This is a genomic window from Gelidibacter mesophilus DSM 14095 (assembly GCF_000423005.1).
Lineage (GTDB): Bacteria > Bacteroidota > Bacteroidia > Flavobacteriales > Flavobacteriaceae > Gelidibacter > Gelidibacter mesophilus.
Genome location: NZ_KE383968.1, coordinates 141,575 through 160,861, shown reverse-complemented (window position 1 = coordinate 160,861; position 19,287 = coordinate 141,575). Strand labels below are relative to the sequence as shown.

At 38.3% G+C, this 19,287-nt stretch carries 18 protein-coding genes; 12 read left to right on the top strand and 6 right to left on the bottom strand.

Annotation, left to right across the window (positions count from 1 at the left end):
- Positions 1-67 precede the first annotated feature (67 nt).
- Together G525_RS0118655 and G525_RS0118650 are read left to right on the top strand one after the other, a co-directional pair.
- Positions 68-838, top strand: coding sequence for an XRE family transcriptional regulator (locus tag G525_RS0118655; protein WP_027127493.1), 771 nt, complete (start codon positions 68-70; stop codon positions 836-838).
- Positions 838-2,217, top strand: a complete 1,380-nt coding sequence (locus tag G525_RS0118650; RefSeq protein ID WP_027127492.1) for an exonuclease domain-containing protein — start codon at positions 838-840, stop codon at positions 2,215-2,217. The genes G525_RS0118655 and G525_RS0118650 overlap by 1 nt, the downstream gene beginning before the upstream one ends.
- 76 nt (positions 2,218-2,293) lie before the next feature.
- On the opposite strand, the gene G525_RS0118645 is transcribed toward G525_RS0118650, so the two are convergent.
- From G525_RS0118645 to G525_RS0118635, 3 genes are all read right to left on the bottom strand, one after another.
- The gene (locus G525_RS0118645; RefSeq protein WP_027127491.1) at positions 2,294-2,740 is read right to left on the bottom strand and encodes a DUF2147 domain-containing protein; all 447 of its coding nucleotides are present in this window, start codon (positions 2,738-2,740) and stop codon (positions 2,294-2,296) included.
- Positions 2,741-2,749: 9 nt separating this feature from the next.
- Positions 2,750-3,685, bottom strand: a complete 936-nt coding sequence (locus tag G525_RS0118640) for an outer membrane beta-barrel protein (RefSeq protein ID WP_027127490.1) — start codon at positions 3,683-3,685, stop codon at positions 2,750-2,752.
- A gap of 386 nt (positions 3,686-4,071) precedes the next feature.
- Positions 4,072-5,073 (bottom strand): LacI family DNA-binding transcriptional regulator, encoded by a 1,002-nt coding sequence (locus G525_RS0118635; RefSeq protein ID WP_084647802.1) that lies wholly within the window; start codon positions 5,071-5,073, stop codon positions 4,072-4,074.
- Between the two features lie 203 nt (positions 5,074-5,276).
- On the opposite strand from G525_RS0118635, the gene G525_RS0118630 reads away from it, so the two are divergent.
- From G525_RS0118630 to G525_RS0118610, 5 genes are read left to right on the top strand one after another with little or no spacing between them, the layout of a single operon-like run.
- Entirely contained in the window at positions 5,277-6,275 is a 999-nt protein-coding gene (locus G525_RS0118630) for a GntR family transcriptional regulator (RefSeq protein ID WP_027127488.1), read from the top strand.
- Between the two features lie 4 nt (positions 6,276-6,279).
- Positions 6,280-7,206 (top strand): aldose 1-epimerase, encoded by a 927-nt coding sequence (locus G525_RS21440; RefSeq protein ID WP_084647801.1) that lies wholly within the window; start codon positions 6,280-6,282, stop codon positions 7,204-7,206.
- 2 nt (positions 7,207-7,208) lie between these two features.
- A complete protein-coding gene (locus G525_RS0118620; RefSeq protein WP_084647800.1) occupies positions 7,209-8,855 on the top strand; it encodes a solute:sodium symporter family transporter in 1,647 nt (548 codons plus the stop codon).
- 5 nt (positions 8,856-8,860) lie between these two features.
- Positions 8,861-10,009, top strand: a complete 1,149-nt coding sequence (gene galK, locus G525_RS0118615) for a galactokinase (protein WP_027127486.1) — start codon at positions 8,861-8,863, stop codon at positions 10,007-10,009.
- Positions 10,010-10,030: 21 nt separating this feature from the next.
- Positions 10,031-11,053, top strand: a complete 1,023-nt coding sequence (locus tag G525_RS0118610) for a UDP-glucose--hexose-1-phosphate uridylyltransferase (RefSeq protein WP_027127485.1) — start codon at positions 10,031-10,033, stop codon at positions 11,051-11,053.
- 112 nt (positions 11,054-11,165) lie between these two features.
- Here G525_RS0118610 and G525_RS0118605 read toward each other — a convergent pair whose 3' ends face one another.
- The gene (locus G525_RS0118605) at positions 11,166-12,104 is read right to left on the bottom strand and encodes a serine hydrolase (RefSeq protein ID WP_084647799.1); all 939 of its coding nucleotides are present in this window, start codon (positions 12,102-12,104) and stop codon (positions 11,166-11,168) included.
- A 75-nt stretch (positions 12,105-12,179) separates the two neighbouring features.
- Positions 12,180-13,109, bottom strand: coding sequence for a serine hydrolase (locus tag G525_RS0118600; RefSeq protein WP_027127483.1), 930 nt, complete (start codon positions 13,107-13,109; stop codon positions 12,180-12,182).
- A gap of 340 nt (positions 13,110-13,449) precedes the next feature.
- Between G525_RS0118600 and G525_RS0118595 the strand changes: the two genes are divergently transcribed.
- Together G525_RS0118595 and G525_RS0118590 are read left to right on the top strand one after the other, a co-directional pair.
- Complete coding sequence (locus G525_RS0118595; RefSeq protein ID WP_027127482.1) at positions 13,450-13,893, top strand: GNAT family N-acetyltransferase; 444 nt, start codon at positions 13,450-13,452, stop codon at positions 13,891-13,893.
- 59 nt (positions 13,894-13,952) lie between these two features.
- A complete protein-coding gene (locus tag G525_RS0118590) occupies positions 13,953-14,915 on the top strand; it encodes an alpha/beta hydrolase (RefSeq protein WP_027127481.1) in 963 nt (320 codons plus the stop codon).
- Between the two features lie 147 nt (positions 14,916-15,062).
- Here the strand turns inward: G525_RS0118590 and G525_RS0118585 are convergent, their stop codons facing one another.
- The gene (locus tag G525_RS0118585) at positions 15,063-16,730 is read right to left on the bottom strand and encodes a formate--tetrahydrofolate ligase (RefSeq protein WP_084647810.1); all 1,668 of its coding nucleotides are present in this window, start codon (positions 16,728-16,730) and stop codon (positions 15,063-15,065) included.
- 308 nt (positions 16,731-17,038) lie between these two features.
- Between G525_RS0118585 and G525_RS0118580 the strand changes: the two genes are divergently transcribed.
- The 3 genes from G525_RS0118580 to G525_RS0118570 all read left to right on the top strand — a co-directional run bounded on the left by G525_RS0118580 (position 17,039) and on the right by G525_RS0118570 (position 19,261).
- The gene (locus G525_RS0118580; RefSeq protein WP_027127479.1) at positions 17,039-17,632 is read left to right on the top strand and encodes a Crp/Fnr family transcriptional regulator; all 594 of its coding nucleotides are present in this window, start codon (positions 17,039-17,041) and stop codon (positions 17,630-17,632) included.
- A 122-nt stretch (positions 17,633-17,754) separates the two neighbouring features.
- Complete coding sequence (locus G525_RS0118575) at positions 17,755-18,633, top strand: pirin family protein (protein WP_027127478.1); 879 nt, start codon at positions 17,755-17,757, stop codon at positions 18,631-18,633.
- Between the two features lie 52 nt (positions 18,634-18,685).
- The gene (locus tag G525_RS0118570; RefSeq protein ID WP_027127477.1) at positions 18,686-19,261 is read left to right on the top strand and encodes an NADPH-dependent FMN reductase; all 576 of its coding nucleotides are present in this window, start codon (positions 18,686-18,688) and stop codon (positions 19,259-19,261) included.
- Positions 19,262-19,287: the final 26 nt, after the last annotated feature.

Genomic DNA, 19,287 nt, shown 5'->3' with positions numbered 1-19,287 from the left:
ATAGATTTACAAACTTTTATAAGATTATTAGCCTCTTTTTGTCAATAACCAAGCTTAGCAGAAAATCATGAAATACATACAAATAAACATCAAACATTTAAGGTCGCTGAAACAGCTTTCCCAAGAGCGTTTTGCCGATGAGTTGGGTTGGTCGCGATCCATCGTGGGGTCTTATGAAGAGGGGCGTTCAGAACCACCCATCGATCGGCTGATTGATTTATCCAATTATTTTAAAATCCCCATTGATATTTTAGTCAAAAATGATTTGCGCAAAGCCAAGGATACTTCCTTTATCGATATTGGTAGTAAACGCGTCCTGTTTCCCATCACCGTCAATGAAGACAATGAGGATCTCATTGAGATTGTTCCTGCAAAAGCATCTGCAGGATATCTTTCCGGTTATGATGATCCGGAATATATTGAACAGCTCCAAAAAATCAAATTACCTTTTCTTCCAACGGGAACCCATCGGGCTTTTCCTATCAAAGGCGATTCCATGTTGCCGGTAAAAGACGGGGCCTTTGTGGTGGCCAAATTTGTGGAAGATATTCAAGATGTGAAAAACGGACGCACTTATATTGTGCTGACCAAAGATGATGGTCTGGTTTATAAGCGTCTTTATAATTTGATAGACCAGAAGCAAACCTTGTTATTGAGCAGCGATAATAAGACCTATCAGCCTTATGAGGTTCCTGTTGAGAATGTGTTGGAGTTGTGGGAATTTACCTGTTGCATCAATACTCAGGAATATGATGAAAAGGAGTTGAAAATGAGTAGTATTATGGCCATGTTCCAAGAATTAAAGGTGGAATTGGAAGCCGTTCAAAAAATGGCATAATGGGAAAAGCAAAAACGACCTATACCATTATTGATGTGGAGACCACTGGACGTGGCAATGAAATCACGGAAATTTCCATTTTTAAACATGATGGCGAAAAAGTTCTGGCTGAATTCACATCCTTAGTAAATCCGCAAGCGTTAATTCCCGATTATATAACGGCACTAACCGGTATTGATAACGCCATGGTTGCTGATGCACCTACCTTTGCAGAGATTTCAGAGAATATCTTGTCCATTACTGAAGACAGTATCTTTGTGGCCCATAATGTCAATTTTGATTACAACGTGATCCGTAATGAGTTCAAGAAGATTGACACCGATTTCAGACGTCGAAAACTTTGTACAATCAGATTATCGCGCGTTTTATTTCCTGGATTTCGATCGTATAGTTTAGGGAAATTATGCAATTCCTTAGATATTACTTTGGTTGACAGACATCGGGCACGAGGCGATGCGGAAGCGACCGTCACCTTATTTGAAAAATTATTGGCTCATGAAAAATCAGATACGGTTTTTGCCGACTTTCTGAAAAAAGGTTCTAAAGAAGCGACTTTGCCCTCGCATTTGCCTAGCGCAATTTTTGAAGGGATTCCAAATGGTGCGGGGATTTATTATTTCAAAAATAAAAAGGGGAAAATTATTTATGTAGGGAAAGCACTCAATTTAAAAAAACGTGTTTTAGGACATTTCTATGATAAAAAAGAAAAGGAACTGAACCTTTGTAGAGAAACCACCCATATCGATTTTGAACTTTCAGGAAGTGATCTTGTGGCGCGGTTGATGGAGGATGCGGCCATAAAACATCACTTTCCCATTTACAACCAAGCGGCCAAACGTGTGCCAAAACCGTATGCCGTTTTCAGTTATGAAGATAGGCAAGGCATTCAGCATTTGGCTTGGAATACGCTGAAGGCAACACCAAATCCGTTGCAAATTTTGCATAGCATTCGCGATTGCAGACTTTTTTTAGAGCAGGTGTGCGAACAATTTGAACTCTGTCCAAAATATTGCCATTTGCAGGAAAATGTCTGGACCTGCTCGCATTACAAATTAGCCAATTGCAAAGGTGTTTGTAAAGATGAAGAATCTATTATTGATTATAATGAACGCGTGAGTTTAGCGATTGATTATATGGCCAACTCCAACCAAAATGTCGTTTTAAAAGAAAAAGGCCGCCACTTGGAAGAAGAAGCTTTTGTACTCATAAAAAACGGACTTTATCTTGGTTATGGCTTTATAGAGAAATCAGAACAGATTTTAAATGCGGAGGATTTGGAAGCTTTTCTTATTCCGCAGAAAGAAACTACAGAAATTCAGGGGATTTTGAGAAAACTGTTGTTGCAGTCTTCCGCGACCCAAACTTTGCAACTTCAATAATTTCAATCTTCTAAGAGATAAAAAAAGCACTTAAAATAAATTAAGTGCTTTTCAATTTTCATCTTCTATTAGGGTTTTAATCCGTTACGCGATACCATTTTTGGGTTCTGTAGAAAAATCCAACATACCCGCGAACGTTCAACGTGTTTGGGGCGTCATTATCAATCCACATCTTACATTTATATTCCTTTCCTTTTTGTGGGTCAAAAATAGTGCCTCCTTCGTAGGCATTGTCGCCTTTTTCTTTTGTCAAACCTTTAGCAATCACTAATCCTTCAATTGGTTGATTATAGTCCTCGCCAGTACATTTTATGCATAACTTTCCTTTATCTTCAGGATTCAATAGTTTGACAATCTTTCCGTAGATTTTTCCATTATCCTTATACAATTCAACAATAGATCGCGTCTTTCCAGTTTCATCATCTACCGTTTTCCATTGGCCTTCTATGTTTTGTGATTGAACCATCAAGGTGCTTGAAAATAGCAGTCCAAGGTATAAAAAATATGTTTTTAGTGTTTTCATGAGCTCTAATTATAGTGTAAACCTAACCCCAACATTGATTCCCGTACCGCTTGCATTTACAAATTGTGTTGGAATCTCTCTAGGTGCATTCTGGTTGGGTGGGGTTGTGGTACTTTGATTGTAATCATCACTAAACTCAAATTGCTTTTCATAAACAGGAAGATCTGCCAATTGTTGACCAGGTACCAATTGCGATTGTCCATTGGTGATAGCAGTGGTAGAATATTCAACGATTTCTGCCGATTTACTTTTAATACTTAAATTCTTGATTTCAACCTCTCCAAAAATGCTCAAATTGTCACTAATAGGATAGTTGAGACCAATGGCGCCAAAATATCCCACACTAAATTTGGCTTTAACTTCACTTTTGGCTTCCACCATAATATCAGTGCCAGGGCCTCCGGCATTGGTTTGTCTTGCAATAGTTTCAATAGTAAGATGACCTGCAATTGGAACAATTAATCCAATACGGGCATAAGGATTTACAGTTTTGAAATTTGGGGTCAAGAAGATTCCTGGAGCAACGTCAAAACCTCTTAAATACGTGTTTTCTTCAGAAGCAACCTGTGGACTTCTTAAGCGTCCGATTAAAGTTTTGTCGCCATGAAAGTAACTCACGCCCAATTCTGCACCAATATATGGATTGAACATATAGCCAGCAGTCACATTGGCTTTTACGCCGGCGCCGACAGTTCCGTTAAGTGATTTGACATTTACAGAAGATCCATCGGCATTTACTGTAACGTCTGTAGATTGCTTAATGCCGGTGAGTTCGTTGGGATCGGCGTTATTAAATTCGGTTTTGCCAGATTCAAAACTATAACCGGCACTGACCCGAAAGTAGAATTTTTGCGAATCGTCAACAGTAATATTCTCTTGAGCTTGGGTAAAATAGCCTGTACCTGTTACGATACAAACTATTAAAGCTTTACGTAGTGTTTTCATAAGTCTTGTTTTTGAAATTATATTTTTAAATATTCAATGAATTGCCTGATGCTATTAATCACAGCTCAGCCATCTAAATCATGCCTTAAATTTACAATTAAAAAAATGCTCTCATGCATTAAATCCTGACGCATTTAAACTGACGTAGATGCTGAATGCCTTGTCATATATATGCGCTGAAGTAAAAAATTGATGGATGTAGAGACGTTTCATTTTAAAAATGAAGGATATTTTTTTTCGTAACTTAAAGATTCGGTGGTCAATATATTAAGGTTTGACCTAAAAAATAGGTCTTGGTAGTTGCGATAGAAAATAGGTATAAAGGAATGCATATTAAAAATCCAATGCATCCTTTTGGGTTATTTTGAGATTTTCTAAACGGATTGTTAAACCAATTCAGTAGCAATCATTTTTGTGTAAAACGGTTGCATTTCTTTGCTTTTAATTCGTTTAATAATCAGTTTTGCCGCAGCAGCACCAATAGTCTCTGCATTTTGCTCAACAATTATCAGATCGGGATGGTAATTTGCCTGATAATGATTGCAAAATCCAGCAATAACAATATCTTGATGCTTAGAATAGGATTTTAATACGTTGGTGACTTGTATGGTTTGAACAATAGCCTGTTCGTTAAGACCAAAAACGCCATCAACGGTAGTATCATTTTCTAAAAAAGCGGTAAGCTTGATCTTTAGTGCTTCTGGAGTATCCGCAACTATAATTTTATTTTCAGTACTTAGATGGTTCGTTTTTAGAGCGTCTTTAAACCCTTCGGCTCTCAATTTTCCGTGATGTAAGCCATTAATGAGAGAGGTCATTACAATGTTTTTAAGCCCTTTGTGCTTTATAAGATAATCGGTTGTTTCATAAGCCGATTTATAATCATCAATAATCACTTTGTCACAATCAATCATTTCACATATTCTATCAAATAATACTAAGGGCGTACCTCTACCAGTGAGTGCCTTAATATGATCGTAAGTGTTTGTGAGTTCCGTTTCTTTCGAGACACACATAATAAGACCGTCAACATAGCCACCTGCCATTTTGTTTAAGCTTTTTGATTCTTTGTCGATGGATTCGTTGGAAATAGAGGTAATGAGTTTGTAATTGTTCTGGTCCAAATGATTTTCAATGCCGGCCAATACTTTGGCGTAAAAAGAATTTAGAATATTCGGGATGACCAAGCCAATAGTATTGGTGTAGCCTTTTCTTAAGCCTGAAGCAAAATTATTAGGAATGTAGTTGCAGGATTTTGCAAAATCACGAACTCGTGTTTGGGTTGGTAAACTAATTTCAGGACTACCAGAAAGCGATTTTGAAACTGTAGAGATAGATAGATTCAAGGCTTTAGACATCTCGGCTAATGTGGTTCTTGTTTGTATCATAACTATTTTATTTTGACTCGTATATTAAACTTCAACAACCAAGGTTTTTAAACCTCGACATCGGTAGCTTTCACTTTCTAGATAATTTTTTCAATCTATTTCTAAACCTAAAACTGAACTCACAAATATAATTGTTTCTTTTTGAAAATAACTACCAGTACCTACCAGTTTGTTTATATGTTAAATTTTTCTAAATTTGTTCTATGAGAATTGTCACTGTTAAAGAAAAGTCAGGCATCCCTAAGTACAAACAAATTGTTGCTTCTATTGAAGAGGCTATTGTGACCGGTACTTTAAAAAAGGGGGACAAACTCCCTTCTTTGAACAGTATTAAAAACCAAAATTCGCTCTCAAGAGATACGGTTCTTACTGCTTTTAACGAGCTGAAAACACGTGGCATCATTCATTCTATCGTTGGGAAAGGCTATTATGTCAATAGTGAAGAGGTAGATATTAGTCAAAAAATATTCTTGCTGTTTGACGAATTCAATTCTTTTAAAGAAGATTTGTACAACTCATTCCTGACCAGTTTGGGTGATAACATACAAGTGGATATTTTCTTTCATCACTTTAACAATGACATGTTCAACAGATTGATCAACGATAACGTGGGCGATTACAGTGCCTATGTTATTATGCCTGCCAATCTCAATAATACCGCGCAAACCATAGAGCGATTGCCGGCCGAAAATGTCTATATTTTAGATCAGACACATCCAGAACTTAAGAATTATCCTTCTGTATTTCAAAATTTTAAAAAGGACATTTATAAAGGCCTTGAAGCAGCGCTAGAGCAAATCAATGCCTATAAAAAATTAGTTTTATTGTTTCCGGCTGCTCGTCAACCGCAAGGTATTAAAGATGGTTTTCTCTTGTTTTGTGCGCATCACCGTATAGATCATGAAATTATTGACAACCTTATGAATAGAGAATTGCGCCATGGCGAACTTTATATTATCTTAGACGATAAGAATCTAATACGAATAATAAAACGCATTAAAGAGCAGCAGCTGTCCATTGCAAAAGATATTGGCATCATTTCCTATAATGACACTTTATTAAAAGAAATCGTTGAAGATGGCATCACAACCATCTCCACCGATTTCAATTTAATGGGCCAACGCTTGGCGCAAATGATCTTGAATAAGGAGTTCGCTCAAGTTGAAAACCCTAACCGATTAATAATCAGAAAATCATTATAAATAGTTGTACACACTAACCCAAAAGGAGGTAAAAGACCTACAATTTATAGAAATTAGCAATCCTGACAATAGCTCTAAGGCGACACTCTGTCTTAATCAAGGTGGCCGACTCAGTGACCTCATGTTTAAAAAAACCCGAGTGTTGGCAGATTTTGACCCTTCAACCTATAAAGACAATTATGCATCGTCCATTTTGTTTCCATTTGCGAACAGAGTTAGGGATGGTAAATACACGTTTGACGGCCACAGCTATGTTTTAAATTGCAATGAAGTGGACAAAAATAACGCACTTCACGGACTGGTTTACGATAAGCCATTTGATTGTGTGGATAGCTCACTTTCGGTCAGTTCAGGTTCTGTCACTTTACAATACAAACATGAAGGTTGTAAAGGCTTTCCCTTTCAATTTCATATTTTATTAATCTATATCTTGACTGATGAAACCCTGAGCTTAGCGGTTGAAATTATCAATAAAGGCCATAAGACCTTCCCGTTTACTCTAGGTTGGCACCCATATTTTGCCAGTAAAAATTTAGATGAAAGTGCTCTTAGTTTTGAAAGCGCTACGAAGTATTTATGCGACGCACAACACATTGTTTCCGGAACCGCTCCTTTTGATGTGAAAATGCCATTTCAACTGAAAAATGTAACATTAGATGACGGATATCAACTTCAAAACAATACATTCCAGTTTTATACCCCAGGGTACCATCTTACTATGACAAGTAGTTCCAATGACAACTACTTACAGCTTTATACACCTAAAGCCTCAAATGTAATTGCTATCGAGCCCATGACCGGAGCTACAGACAGTTTCAATAATAAGATAGGTTTGCAAATATTACAGCCTAATTCTAGCTATAGTGTGCTATGGAATATTACTTTTGAAAAGTTAACAGATAAAATACAAATGAACCAACTAATCAATTAATTATGCAAATATTAACCTTTATTGGGTTTACGGTCCTTGTCGCTGTAATCTCCTATTTAAAAACCCGAAAAACAGATGAAGGCTCTTCAGATGGTTATTTCTTAGGGGGACGTAGTTTAACGGCAGGTGTCATTGCAGGCTCATTATTACTCACTAATTTATCTACAGAACAGATTGTAGGACTCAATGGATCTGCCTATCAAAGTGGATTGTCTGTAATGGTTTGGGAAACTTTAGCAGCGGTTGCCATGGTAGTTACCGCCATTTTCTTACTGCCAAGATATTTAAAAGGAGGACTGACTACCGTTCCCGGTTTCCTAGCCGAACGTTTTGACGTTACTACCAAAACATTGACCTCTATTTTATTTCTTTCTGGGTATGTGGTGGTGTTGCTCCCGGTTATTTTATACTCCGGATCTCTTGCTATCAGCGGCATGTTCGATGTACCGGAATTGTTGGGGGTCACTCATACGGAATCGATATGGATCTGTGTATGGGGAATTGGTGTTATTGGTTCTATCTATGCCGTATTTGGGGGGTTGAAAGCGGTTGCCGTATCAGATTCCATCAATGCCATTGGATTGTTGATTGGGGGACTTTTGATTCCTATTTTTGGTTTGATGATGATTGGTGATGGCAATCTGTTGGACGGTCTTTCAATATTGGTCACTGAAAATCCCGATAAATTTAAATCGATGGGTGGCCCTACGGATCCCGTACCATTCTACACCATTTTTACGGGTATGATGTTGGTGAATTTGTTTTATTGGGGGACCAACCAACAAATTATTCAGAGAGCACTTGGGGCAAAAAATTTGAAGGAAGGTCAAAAGGGATTGTTGTTGGCTGGATTTATAAAAATATTGGGACCAATCATTGTGGTGTTGCCAGGGCTAATTGCCTTTCACATCTTCCAAGGAGGTTTGGATAATGCCGATAGCGCCTATCCGATGTTAGTTAAAAAGGTATTGCCGTCAGCATGGGTTGGTTTTTTCGCCGCTGTATTGTTTGGCGCTATTTTAAGTTCGTTTAATAGCGTGTTGAATAGTTCAGTAACCTTATTTGGAATTGACGTTTACAAGCAACATATCAATAAAGAGGCTGATGAAAAGACCGTCGTTAAATACGGTAAAACATTTGGAGTTGTATTGGCCATAGCCGCTATGTTTATTGCGCCACTTATTGCAAATGCGGGCAGTTTATTTGATTATCTACAAGAAATTAACGGTATTTATAGCATCCCAATTTTAACGATAATAGTGGTTGGATACACCACCAAACGGGTGCCTGCGGTTGCTGCTAAAGTAGGGTTGATATCTGGGTGTTTGTTGTATTGCCTGAGTCAATTCTTCCTTAAGGACTATTTTATTGATAATGCACTTGAAAGTGCAGCGGCATCTGGAATCACGGACGTTTCTGCTCTAGAATTGATAAAAGCGCAAGCCTATCCTCACTTTTTGGATATCATGGCAATTTTGTTCGTACTGAACATCATCATCATGTTGATCATCGGAAAAATAAAACCAAGAGAAGTACCTTTTGTGCAACAGTACACCAATCAAGTGGATATCACCCCTTGGAAATATGTGAAACAAGCTGGCATTGCTATTTGCTTGATTGTCGTTGGTGTTTATATCTATTTTGCGTAATTATTATGAATAAGAAACTTATAACAGAAGTTAAAGACAGCTTTAAGGCCCAATTTAAAACAGAGCCTCTTATGGTATTTTCCCCAGGGAGAATCAATTTGATAGGAGAGCATACGGATTATAATGAAGGTTTTGTGTTTCCGGCAGCTATCAATATGGGCATTGCCTTGGCCATTCAAAAAAGTGATGCTCCAACCAGTAAGGTTTTTGCTTTAAATAAGGAGGAATTGCATGAGTTTGATATTGTAGGCATAGCGCCGATAAAAATGGGCGAATGGCGCAATTATATCTTGGGTGTGGTTGCAGAATTACAAATTCTTGGAAAAAAACCTAAAAATTTCAATGCTGTTTTTGCGGGAAATATTCCGGGTGGTGCGGGTATGTCTTCATCGGCAGCACTAGAGAACAGCTTTGTTTTTGGATTAAATGAACTGTTCCATCTCGGTTTATCTAAAGAAGAAATGATCTTAGTGTCCCAAAAAGCGGAACACCATTATGCCGGTGTAAAATGTGGCATTATGGACCAGTATGCCAGTATGTTTGGTATAGAAGACAGCGCTTTGCTTTTAGATTGCAGAACGGTCACCTCAAAACCTTATAAAATAGATTTTAAGGATTATGAGATTATGCTCATTAATACCAATGTGAAACATGACTTATCCGAGTCGGCTTATAACGACCGTCGTGACGTATGTGAAAATGTATCGAAACGTCTTGGTATTGTCGCATTAAGAGATGCCTCAAAAGCAGATTTAGATAGCATCAAAGCAGAGATCACAGATGCGGATTATCAAAAGGCATTATATATTATTGAAGAAAATAATCGGGTCAAGGAATTTGCGAAAGCAATAGAAAAGGATGATGTAGAAACTTTGGGAGCCTTGCTTTTTCAATCCCATGATGGGTTGAGCAATCAATATAAAGTGAGTTGTGCCGAACTCGATTTTTTGGTGGAACAAGCGCAAGAGAGTCCGGACGTAGTTGGGGCCCGAATGATGGGCGGCGGCTTTGGGGGCTGTACCATAAATTTGGTATTAAAAAGTAAAGCAGAAGCATTTAAGACAGACGTATCAAAACGATTTAAGAATGAATTTGGAACAGCCTGCTCCATTTATGAAGTCATGCTCTCTGCGGGCACTCATATTGTAAAGTGATAATTAAATAACAAATCTATTATGGACCATAATTTACAGGAGTATTCACATAAACGCTATAATATTCTTACTGGCGAATGGGTGTTGGTGTCTCCGCACAGAGCCAAACGTCCGTGGCAAGGACAGAATGAAGCCATATCTAATGCCCAACGTCCTGCACATGACCCAAGCTGTTATTTATGTGCCGGGAATACGCGCATCAACGGCGAAAAAAACCCTGATTATAAAGATGTTTTCGTTTTCACGAATGATTTTGCCGCGTTGCAAACCACATCGCCAACATTTTCTGTTAACGATGGCTTGTTTAAAGCGGAAAGTGAACAAGGCATTTGTAAGGTGATATGCTTTAGCCCAGATCACTCAAAAAGCTTGGCGGATATGAATGTTGTAGATATTAATAAGGTCGTCAAAGCGTGGCAAAACGAATATCGTGCTTTAGGTTCAAATGAACGTATTAATTATGTTCAGATTTTTGAAAACAAAGGAGCGGTTATGGGGTGTAGCAATCCGCATCCACATGGCCAGATTTGGAGCCAGTCCACATTACCCAATGAAGTAGAAAAGAAAGATAAGCACCAACAGGTCTATTTTGAAGAAAATAACAGCAGTCTTCTGGGTGATTACCTAAAGCAAGAGTTGGAAGCCAATGAGCGCATCATTTATCAAAATGATGACTTTGTAGTGCTTACGCCATTTTGGGCGGTATGGCCTTTTGAAACTATGATTGTGCCAAAACAAAACTACAGAGACATCACTGCGCTCTCTGAGGCTGAAAGTATGGCCTTTGCCGATGCCATTTCTAAAATAACGAAAGCTTATGATGCGTTATTTCAGACCTCATTTCCTTATTCGAGTGGGATCCATCAAGCGCCAACAAATGGAGAAGCCAATGACCATTGGCATTGGCATATGAGTTTTTATCCACCATTATTGAGAAGTGCCACGGTAAAGAAATTTATGGTGGGCTACGAAATGTTTGGTTCGCCGCAGAGAGATATTACTGCTGAACAGGCGGTTGACAGACTTAAAGCGCTGATAGATTAAATTTACCTTTAGGTTTTAGGTGATATAAATGAAAATAGCGCACCAATTTTTAAAGTCTTTTTTGTTTTTTAAGCCTAATGATATATTATTGGGAAATGGATCATTGGAAAGGCTAATGGCGTTCTTTCATCAAATCGTAAATACGTTTGGATAGCTCTTTCATCTTTGGTAGTGCCAGTTCTTCCTCAAGAGGCAAGAAACAGGCTATTATATATTTTGTTTGGCCATCGTCAACAATCCCCACATCGTTTGTCCAATAGGACCACCATCCGGTTTTGTGATAATACATCACGTTTTCTGGCATTCCGGCAGCCAATTTGCTTTTGTCCAATTGCCTGCCCAATAAGGTCTTCATTTGCATGCTTACCCAAGGATTGACCAACTGATTCGTTTGAACCTTATACATGAAATCGGCAGCGTGTAACGCGCAGGTCATTGTGCCTTCAGCTTCCTTATAATTAGAGTCTTCAAATTTTCGACTTAAAAACTTTCTTGTGACCTCGCTGCCCTGCCAATGATACCGGTGCATCAGGTTGTTGATTTTAGGACGCTGAGCAATATCAATCAGGCAATTTGAGGCAGTATTGTCACTTCGGGTGATCATCAGGTCTAGCAGGTAGTTGACCGTGACGCTATCGCCATGCTGTAATAAAGCTCTCGGGTCATTTTCGATTTCCTTGGTTTTATCAACATCGTTCGGAGATTGTACCCTATACGAATCATCAAGATTTAGGCTGTCTATGGCTATCTGGCGGAGGATTTCAGCAGCGACATAGATTTTGTAAATGGAGGCCGGATAAATGAAGTTATCGTAATTGACACCGCTTAATCTTGGAGTTTCTCCGTTCAGATCAATGACCGCCAAAGAAATTTGTTCAATCCCATCCTCACCAACTTCAAAATCCCTGTCCAAACCTAAATCCTTAACCATGGTTTCTAGCTGTTGTGACAGCTGTGGATCCGCGACGTAATAAGAGGGTAATACCATGTCTTGTGCGAATAAATTGTTACAGGCCATAAATAGTAATAAAACTAATACTCTAAAAATCATCGTTAATTTTTTTTAAAAGGATAAAAGGCCAGGTTAAACCTATTAGATTTCATCTTGTACAGAAACTAGATAGAGTCAATATCTCAGTCCTTTTACTAAATCCGTAAATCCTGATGCTGGCTTCCATTCAGACTCTGGTTCGAAATAATGCCATAAATAGGCGGAAATTGTGCGCTGTAATTGCCAAGCCTTATTATCAAAACCCCAAGATTCGTCGGTGTTGTTTTTGGAAGCAATATAAAAAACATAATCGCCGTGTGGCGCATTGACCATGACCAATTCCGATCGTGACTTATTGACCATGCCTTGTTTGGCAGCGGTTTGTACGTAGGGTGGAATTTGAGAAAGCGAATAATCCGTATAGAAGGAATTGGTCATGAGACGGTACATTTCATCACTCGAAGTTTCATCAACCAACGTCCTTTTTCTCATTTTTATCAGCAATGATGCCATTTCGCGTGGTGTGGTTTGGCCCCAACCGTAGATTTCCCAATCTTTGGTTCTCCCTTCCGTTCGGCTGTTGACTCTGGTATGCGTCAAGCCTAAATCTGCCATGGTTTTATTGATGGCTAATCCTCCACCTACAAGTTCTTGGCACCAAAGTGAGGTCGTGTTATCGCTTACTGTAATCATCAATGAGGTCAATGTACGGAGGTCCGTAACCGTACTATCCTTATAAAACTGCATTAAGCCCGAGCCTCCATATTTTCTTTTGGCATCATAAACCAAGGTATCATTATAACGCAATTTCCCCACTTTGATTTGGTTGAACACTTCAATCAAAATGGGGACTTTTACGATACTTGCGGTTGGGAAAATGGTATCTGCATTGATTGCGGCTTCTTTGTCGGTTTTGAGATTATAAACATAAATCCCAACATCTCCTTCAAAGGTTTTTACGAGTTCTGCCAAGCCTTTTTCAAGGTTTTTATCGGTTTCTTGGGCGGTTAGAAAAAGATGGCATGACAAGAAGAATGCCATAGTACTCAACAGAATTGTTTTCATAAATGTAAATTGTAAGTTGAAATTTGGGATAATTTACAAATTTTATTGTCAATCTTATGAGAATTTTAGTGGGTGTTTAGCCGATAAGGGAAGGATCTTGAAATGTTTTAAGCGGTTGTATTCGGAATTGTCAAAATATAATTGTTCCGATATTTGCTGATTTTTAAATCCTATGGTCTTTTTTGAGCTTGGCCAATTTTTAGTATTTTAGAGGCGTGCGGACCCAACTGTTTTCTTACTTGACTCTTCAGTTCTCCATAAAATAAGCTGACAGCAAACTAATAGAAATCGTGATAGAATTAGAGCCTTTTAAAATAAAAGATTGGACGTATCTCAAAAAATGGATTCAAATGATGCGGAATTAATCCACTTTGCTGGGACTATTTTTACATTTCCTGTCGACAAAAGACAAGTCGAAATTTATTTATCTAATGCGAACCGAACGGTATTTAAGGTGGTAAATGAAGAAAAACGATGTATTGGAATAGCGGAAATAAGCATTTTAAAGAAAAACAATAAAGATGCAAAATTAGCGCGAATTTTAATCGGAGAAAAAACGGTACTAGGGAAAGGTATCGGAACCAAATTGATTAAGAAACTTACCGAATTTGGGTTTAAAAATCTTAAAAACGAAAGAATTATTCTAAATGGTTATTCTTGGAATGGCGGCGTAATTAAGTGTTATGAAAAAGTTGGATTTTCCCGAACAGATAAATCAATTAACTATGTCAAAGTTGGAAATGACTATTGGAAAACCATTGAGATGGAAAAAATAGTATTGTGAATGAGCAATGCTCCACAACCAATTTTTAAATTTATGAATATTAAGAAAAGTTAAGAGCAATGATATATAGCGATGGGGATTATGAAAGAGACTTACTTGGTGATGGATTTCAGCAACGGAGGCTCAACTATGCTGACGATTATGAAGGTGAGGTCATAGCCACATTGGTTCGCAAGAAATCCGAAATACCATCCGTTAAAGCTGTTCTATATGTGCATGGTTTTAACGATTATTTTTTTCAAGACCAAATGGCCCAACGCTTTAACGGCGCCGCTTATAATTTTTATGCCTTGGATTTAAGAAAATATGGCCGTTCCTTGTTGGCGCATCAGAAAATGAATAACGTGCATTCACTTCTGGAGTATGATGAAGAAATCAACGAGGCTTTACAAATCATTAAATCCGAAAATAATATGGAAGTTCTTTTAATGGGGCATTCCACCGGTGGACTCATTCTAACCAATTATGCTGGCAGGAATTTAAGGAGTACTTTATTCCATGGCTTGATATGTAACAGTCCATTTTATGAGTTTAACCTTAATGGCATTGAAAGAAATCTTGGCGTGCCTCTTCTGTCGTTTTTAAGCAGATTTCTGCCTAACCTCCTAATCTCGGGTGGCTTTTCAAAGCTATATGGTTACAGCCTCCATCGTCAGAAATATGGTGAATGGAATTACTTACTAAATTGGAAACCTCATGATATTCCAAAAGTGACTCTGAGTTTTATCAATGCCATTCGCACAGCTCATAAAAGCATACAAAACAAGCTGACGCTAGATGTTCCGACTTTGGTTTTATACAGCAGTCAATCGGTCAATGATAAAAAATGGTCAGAGCGCTTTATGAAAGGAGATGCGGTTTTGAATGTCAAACACATCGCCTATTATGCCAATCAGCTCAATGGTAATATCACCAATTGTGAAATTGAAAATGGCATGCACGATTTAGTTCTTTCACAGAAATCCGTGAGAGAAACTGTCTATAGAGAAATGTTTGAATGGATTGATCTCAATTTTAGATAGACTAAATAATGTTTTAATGAATTTTTAGAAAGTTAAATTTCCAGATTGAATTTTGACGCTCATTAGTTTCCAAGCTTAGATTAATAATTTATGATGGATGCGACGGGAGTCAACCATTCCAGTGCTTAAACTATCCAGTTGATCCTCTTAAAATAAACCTTCAATAGTGCCATCTTTGTCAATAGTGATCTTCTCTGCGGCAGGGATAGCAGGTAAGCCAGGCATACCCAGCATATTACCCGCAATCGGAATGATAAAACCAGCGCCTGTAGCGATTTCAAACTCTCTAATATGGATATCGAATTTTACTGGACGCCCCAATCGTTTCTGATCATCAGTAAAACTCTTCTCCGTTTTAGCCATACAGACTGGCAGATTTGCAAAACCCATGGCTTCGTATTTACGTAATTGAAGTTTTGCCAAATCACTCAAAATAACATGATCTCCACCATAAACAGTTTGGGTGATATTCTTCATTTTGGTAGGTATCGTGTCATCGAGATTGTAAGTAGGGTGAAATTGGTTGGTACTAGAGTTTGCCGACTTTATGACTTTTTCAGCGAGATCCAAACAACCTTTGCCGCCTTTTGCCCACCCATAGCTTAATGCCACGGGAATCCCTAATTTTTCACAATGGTCTTGCACTATTTTTATTTCAGCCTCTGTATCAGATTTAAAGGCATTTATGGAAACTACAATGGGTATTCCAAAGCTTTTCAAACTGGCGATATGGCGTTCCAAATTAGGAAGACCGTTTTTAAGCGCTTCCAGATCTTCTTGAGTAATCTCTCTTAACGATTTGCCACCATGGTATTTTAATGCTCTAATTGTAGCAACTAAAACCGCAGTCTTAGGAGAGATGCCAGCCGCTCGACACTTAATATTCATGAATTTTTCCGCACCTAAATCAGATCCGAACCCAGCTTCGGTGATGGTATAATCACTTAAGGTCATTCCCATTTTTGTGGCTACAATAGAATTGGTGCCTTGGGCAATATTGGCAAAAGGTCCGCCGTGGATAATTGCCGGACTGCCTTCTAAGGTTTGAACGAGATTCGGTTTTATGGCGTCTTTTAAGAGCACCGCCATAGCACCTTCGGCATTTAAATCCTTGGCAAAAACAGGTTTGCCTTCCCAAGTATCGGCCAGATAGATATTTCCGCATCTTTTTTTAAGATCTTCTAAGTCTGAGGCCAGGCACAAGATGGCCATAATCTCAGAAGCTGCAGTAATATTAAACCCGGTTTCTCTGGGAACGCCACCCGCTTTTCCGCCAAGTGCCGATACAATATTTCTCAAGGCGCGATCATTCATATCCATGCACCGTTTCCAAACTACCGTTCTTGGATCAATACCAAGCCGTCGCGATTTACTTTGAATGTTATTTTCTATAAGCGCAGAAAGGAGATTATTGGCTTTTTCGATGGCATGAAAATCTCCTGTAAAATGCAGATTAATATCCACCATAGGAATAACTTGGCTCCATCCACCCCCTGCTGCACCACCCTTAATGCCGAATACTGGGCCTAAACTTGGTTCTCTAATCACTGCAACCGCTTTCTTATTTAAAATATTGAGAGCATCAACCAAACCAATGGAAGTCGTGGTTTTGCCTTCCCCCGGTTGGGTAGGCGTAATTGCGGTTACTAATATAAGTGTGTTGGCTTTTACTTTTTCTTCATCAATGAGGTCTAACGGAAGTTTTGCTTTGTCGTTTCCATAGTATTCCAACTTATCTTCAGGAATTGCCAATTTTGCCGCAATTTCTCTGATATGTTTAGGTGTAACGCTGTGTGCAATCTGTATTTCTGTCATAAGATCCATGATTTTTAAAAGTAGGATAAAGGTAAAGCTTCATCAAATCAAATGCTATGACCATTGTCATCCCTCAATTATTGGATGCGCTTTGTATCGAGAAAAGTAGAGGTGTTGCAAGTCGATTTTTATAGGGAGTAGGCAGGCGTCATCGCTAAAAAGAATGAACCTTTTGGTGGGTTTTAAAAATCGTCCATAAAAACCGTGATCATTGAGAAGAAGAGGAAACGCGGAGAAATCCAACCAGATAACTTCAATTTAAAAACGTAAATTTGATGGATTAAAATTGCCATAACTTTTCATTCCTTATGCAACATCTCAGAATAGTAGACTATTTAAGTTCAAAACTCCACATTGAAAGTGATTCTATTTCGACATTATTCGATACTTGCATCCTCAAGGAAATTAAAAAGAATGACTTTCTATTGAGTGAAAACGACTATTGCAAGCATACGTTTTTTGTGGAGAAAGGACTCCTAAGACAATATTCGATAGATGATAATGGTAAAGAGCACACCATTTCCTTTGCACCAGAAAACTGGTTTGTAACCGATAGAGAAAGTGTCTATTTTGATAGTCCTTCACGCTACTATATTCAAGCTCTTGAGGACAGTGAAGTGGTTCTGATTGATGAAAATTTCATACAGCTGCTTTCAGAAAAAATCCCTTCTTTCACTACTTTTAATGACAGACTTCTCCACAACCACATCAGACATTTACAGAATCGAATTAATTTGTTGTTAAGTGCCAGTGCTGAAAGAAGATATCTCGAATTTATTGAAATGTACCCCGATATCCTATTGCGCGTTCCTCTAACCATGGTAGCCTCTTATTTGGGAATTACCCCAGAAAGTTTAAGTAGGGTTCGTAAAGATTTGGCGCGTAAAAATTTCAAAAAATAGAGTATCAAAAGGTCTGATAACCACTAATTTCAGTCCATTACGCTTTCTATAACTTCTTATCATACATCAATGCACAGGATGATGTGATAACGTAACTTTGTTTCAAATCAAATTATTGACAAATGAAAACAAGGACAGTAGAACTAGTAGCAAGCCCTAGAGCGCCTCATTTTGTAGGTGATGGTTTTAGGGTACATAATTTTATCCCAAGTGGATTTAGATTGGATATGCAACGGATGAGTCCGTTTTTAATGCTGGACTATAATTCCACCTACAATTTTCCACCTTCCGATAAGCCAAAAGGCGTGGGTGTACATCCACATAAAGGTTTTGAGACCGTAACAATTGCTTATAAAGGCAGGGTGGCCCATCACGACAGTAGTGGCGGTGGTGGCGTTATTGGCGAAGGCGATGTGCAATGGATGACCGCTGCCAATGGCATTTTGCATAAAGAATATCATGAGGAAGAATGGAGTAAAAAGGGTGGTGATTTTCAGATGGTACAACTTTGGGTGAATCTTCCTGCAAAATATAAAAAAACCACTCCCAAGTATCAGGCTATAAAAAGTAAAGATATCAAGCGCCATGAATTGCCAAACCATGAAGGAACAATTGAGGTAATTGCTGGAGAATACAACGGCGTCCAAGGCTCTGCATCAACCTTTACGCCAGTGCATTTATTCAATGCGAGGCTGAAAAAAGGCGGGAAAGCAGATTTTCAAATATCGGCAGAGTACAATACGGCACTTTTGGTGTTGGAAGGAAATATCATCATTAATGGCACAGAAAAAGTACCTACAGATCATTTGGCACTTATGTCAAACGATGGCGAAAAATTTAATATAGAAGCCGTGGATGATGCTTTAGTTTTGATTTTAAGTGGCGAACCGATTAATGAGCCCATTGCCGCACAAGGCCCATTTGTAATGAATACCAGAGCGGAATTGATGGAAGCCTTCAATGATTTTAACATTGGAAAATTCGGCTATTTGGAAGATTGATGAACAACGCCTTAGTTGATATTAACCAAAAAATAAATAAAATAAAGAAAAGATGAAATATAAACTGAAAGTGATCATCGGTAGCACGAGACCCTCACGGAAAGGCCCAATCGTTGCAGATTGGTTTTTGAAAATTGTAAAGCAACATGCCGATTTTGAAGTGGAACTATTGGATTTAAAAGAAATAGACTTGCCTTTAATGGACGAGCCAAATCATCCACGATTGCGTCAATATACTAAAGAACATACCAGAAAATGGAGTAAAGCGATTGATGAAGCCGATGCTTATGTATTCGTGACACCGGAATACAATTATGGTCCTCCGGCTACCCTAAAAAACGCGATGGATTATTTGTTTGAAGAATGGCAGGAAAAACCCGTGGGCTTTGTGAGTTATGGTGGTGTATCAGGAGGAACGAGAGCCATTCAAGAATTAAAGTTAACCATCACTACTTTAGGAATGATGCCATTGCCACAAGCTGTAAACATCCCTTTCTTTACTCAATTTATTAATGAAGATGAGGTTTTTGAAGCAAATGAACCTTTAGAGAAATCAGCACATGTAATGCTGGAAAAATTACAAAGTTGGACCAAAGCCTTAAAAAGAATGCGGGAAGACTCTAAATAATTTTTCAGTGACAACACTCATTGGAG

What these genes read in the sequence shown, in the direction of transcription:
- G525_RS0118655 (WP_027127493.1), top strand. Translation starts at nt 68, where the DNA reads ATGAAATACATACAAATAAACATCAAACATTTAAGGTCGCTGAAACAG.
- G525_RS0118650 (WP_027127492.1), top strand. Translation starts at nt 838, where the DNA reads ATGGGAAAAGCAAAAACGACCTATACCATTATTGATGTGGAGACCACT.
- G525_RS0118645 (WP_027127491.1), bottom strand. Translation starts at nt 2,740, where the DNA reads ATGAAAACACTAAAAACATATTTTTTATACCTTGGACTGCTATTTTCA.
- G525_RS0118640 (WP_027127490.1), bottom strand. Translation starts at nt 3,685, where the DNA reads ATGAAAACACTACGTAAAGCTTTAATAGTTTGTATCGTAACAGGTACA.
- G525_RS0118635 (WP_084647802.1), bottom strand. Translation starts at nt 5,073, where the DNA reads ATGATACAAACAAGAACCACATTAGCCGAGATGTCTAAAGCCTTGAAT.
- G525_RS0118630 (WP_027127488.1), top strand. Translation starts at nt 5,277, where the DNA reads ATGAGAATTGTCACTGTTAAAGAAAAGTCAGGCATCCCTAAGTACAAA.
- G525_RS0118620 (WP_084647800.1), top strand. Translation starts at nt 7,209, where the DNA reads ATGCAAATATTAACCTTTATTGGGTTTACGGTCCTTGTCGCTGTAATC.
- galK (WP_027127486.1), top strand. Translation starts at nt 8,861, where the DNA reads ATGAATAAGAAACTTATAACAGAAGTTAAAGACAGCTTTAAGGCCCAA.
- G525_RS0118610 (WP_027127485.1), top strand. Translation starts at nt 10,031, where the DNA reads ATGGACCATAATTTACAGGAGTATTCACATAAACGCTATAATATTCTT.
- G525_RS0118605 (WP_084647799.1), bottom strand. Translation starts at nt 12,104, where the DNA reads ATGATTTTTAGAGTATTAGTTTTATTACTATTTATGGCCTGTAACAAT.
- G525_RS0118600 (WP_027127483.1), bottom strand. Translation starts at nt 13,109, where the DNA reads ATGAAAACAATTCTGTTGAGTACTATGGCATTCTTCTTGTCATGCCAT.
- G525_RS0118595 (WP_027127482.1), top strand. Translation starts at nt 13,450, where the DNA reads ATGGATTCAAATGATGCGGAATTAATCCACTTTGCTGGGACTATTTTT.
- G525_RS0118590 (WP_027127481.1), top strand. Translation starts at nt 13,953, where the DNA reads ATGATATATAGCGATGGGGATTATGAAAGAGACTTACTTGGTGATGGA.
- G525_RS0118585 (WP_084647810.1), bottom strand. Translation starts at nt 16,730, where the DNA reads ATGACAGAAATACAGATTGCACACAGCGTTACACCTAAACATATCAGA.
- G525_RS0118580 (WP_027127479.1), top strand. Translation starts at nt 17,039, where the DNA reads ATGCAACATCTCAGAATAGTAGACTATTTAAGTTCAAAACTCCACATT.
- G525_RS0118575 (WP_027127478.1), top strand. Translation starts at nt 17,755, where the DNA reads ATGAAAACAAGGACAGTAGAACTAGTAGCAAGCCCTAGAGCGCCTCAT.
- G525_RS0118570 (WP_027127477.1), top strand. Translation starts at nt 18,686, where the DNA reads ATGAAATATAAACTGAAAGTGATCATCGGTAGCACGAGACCCTCACGG.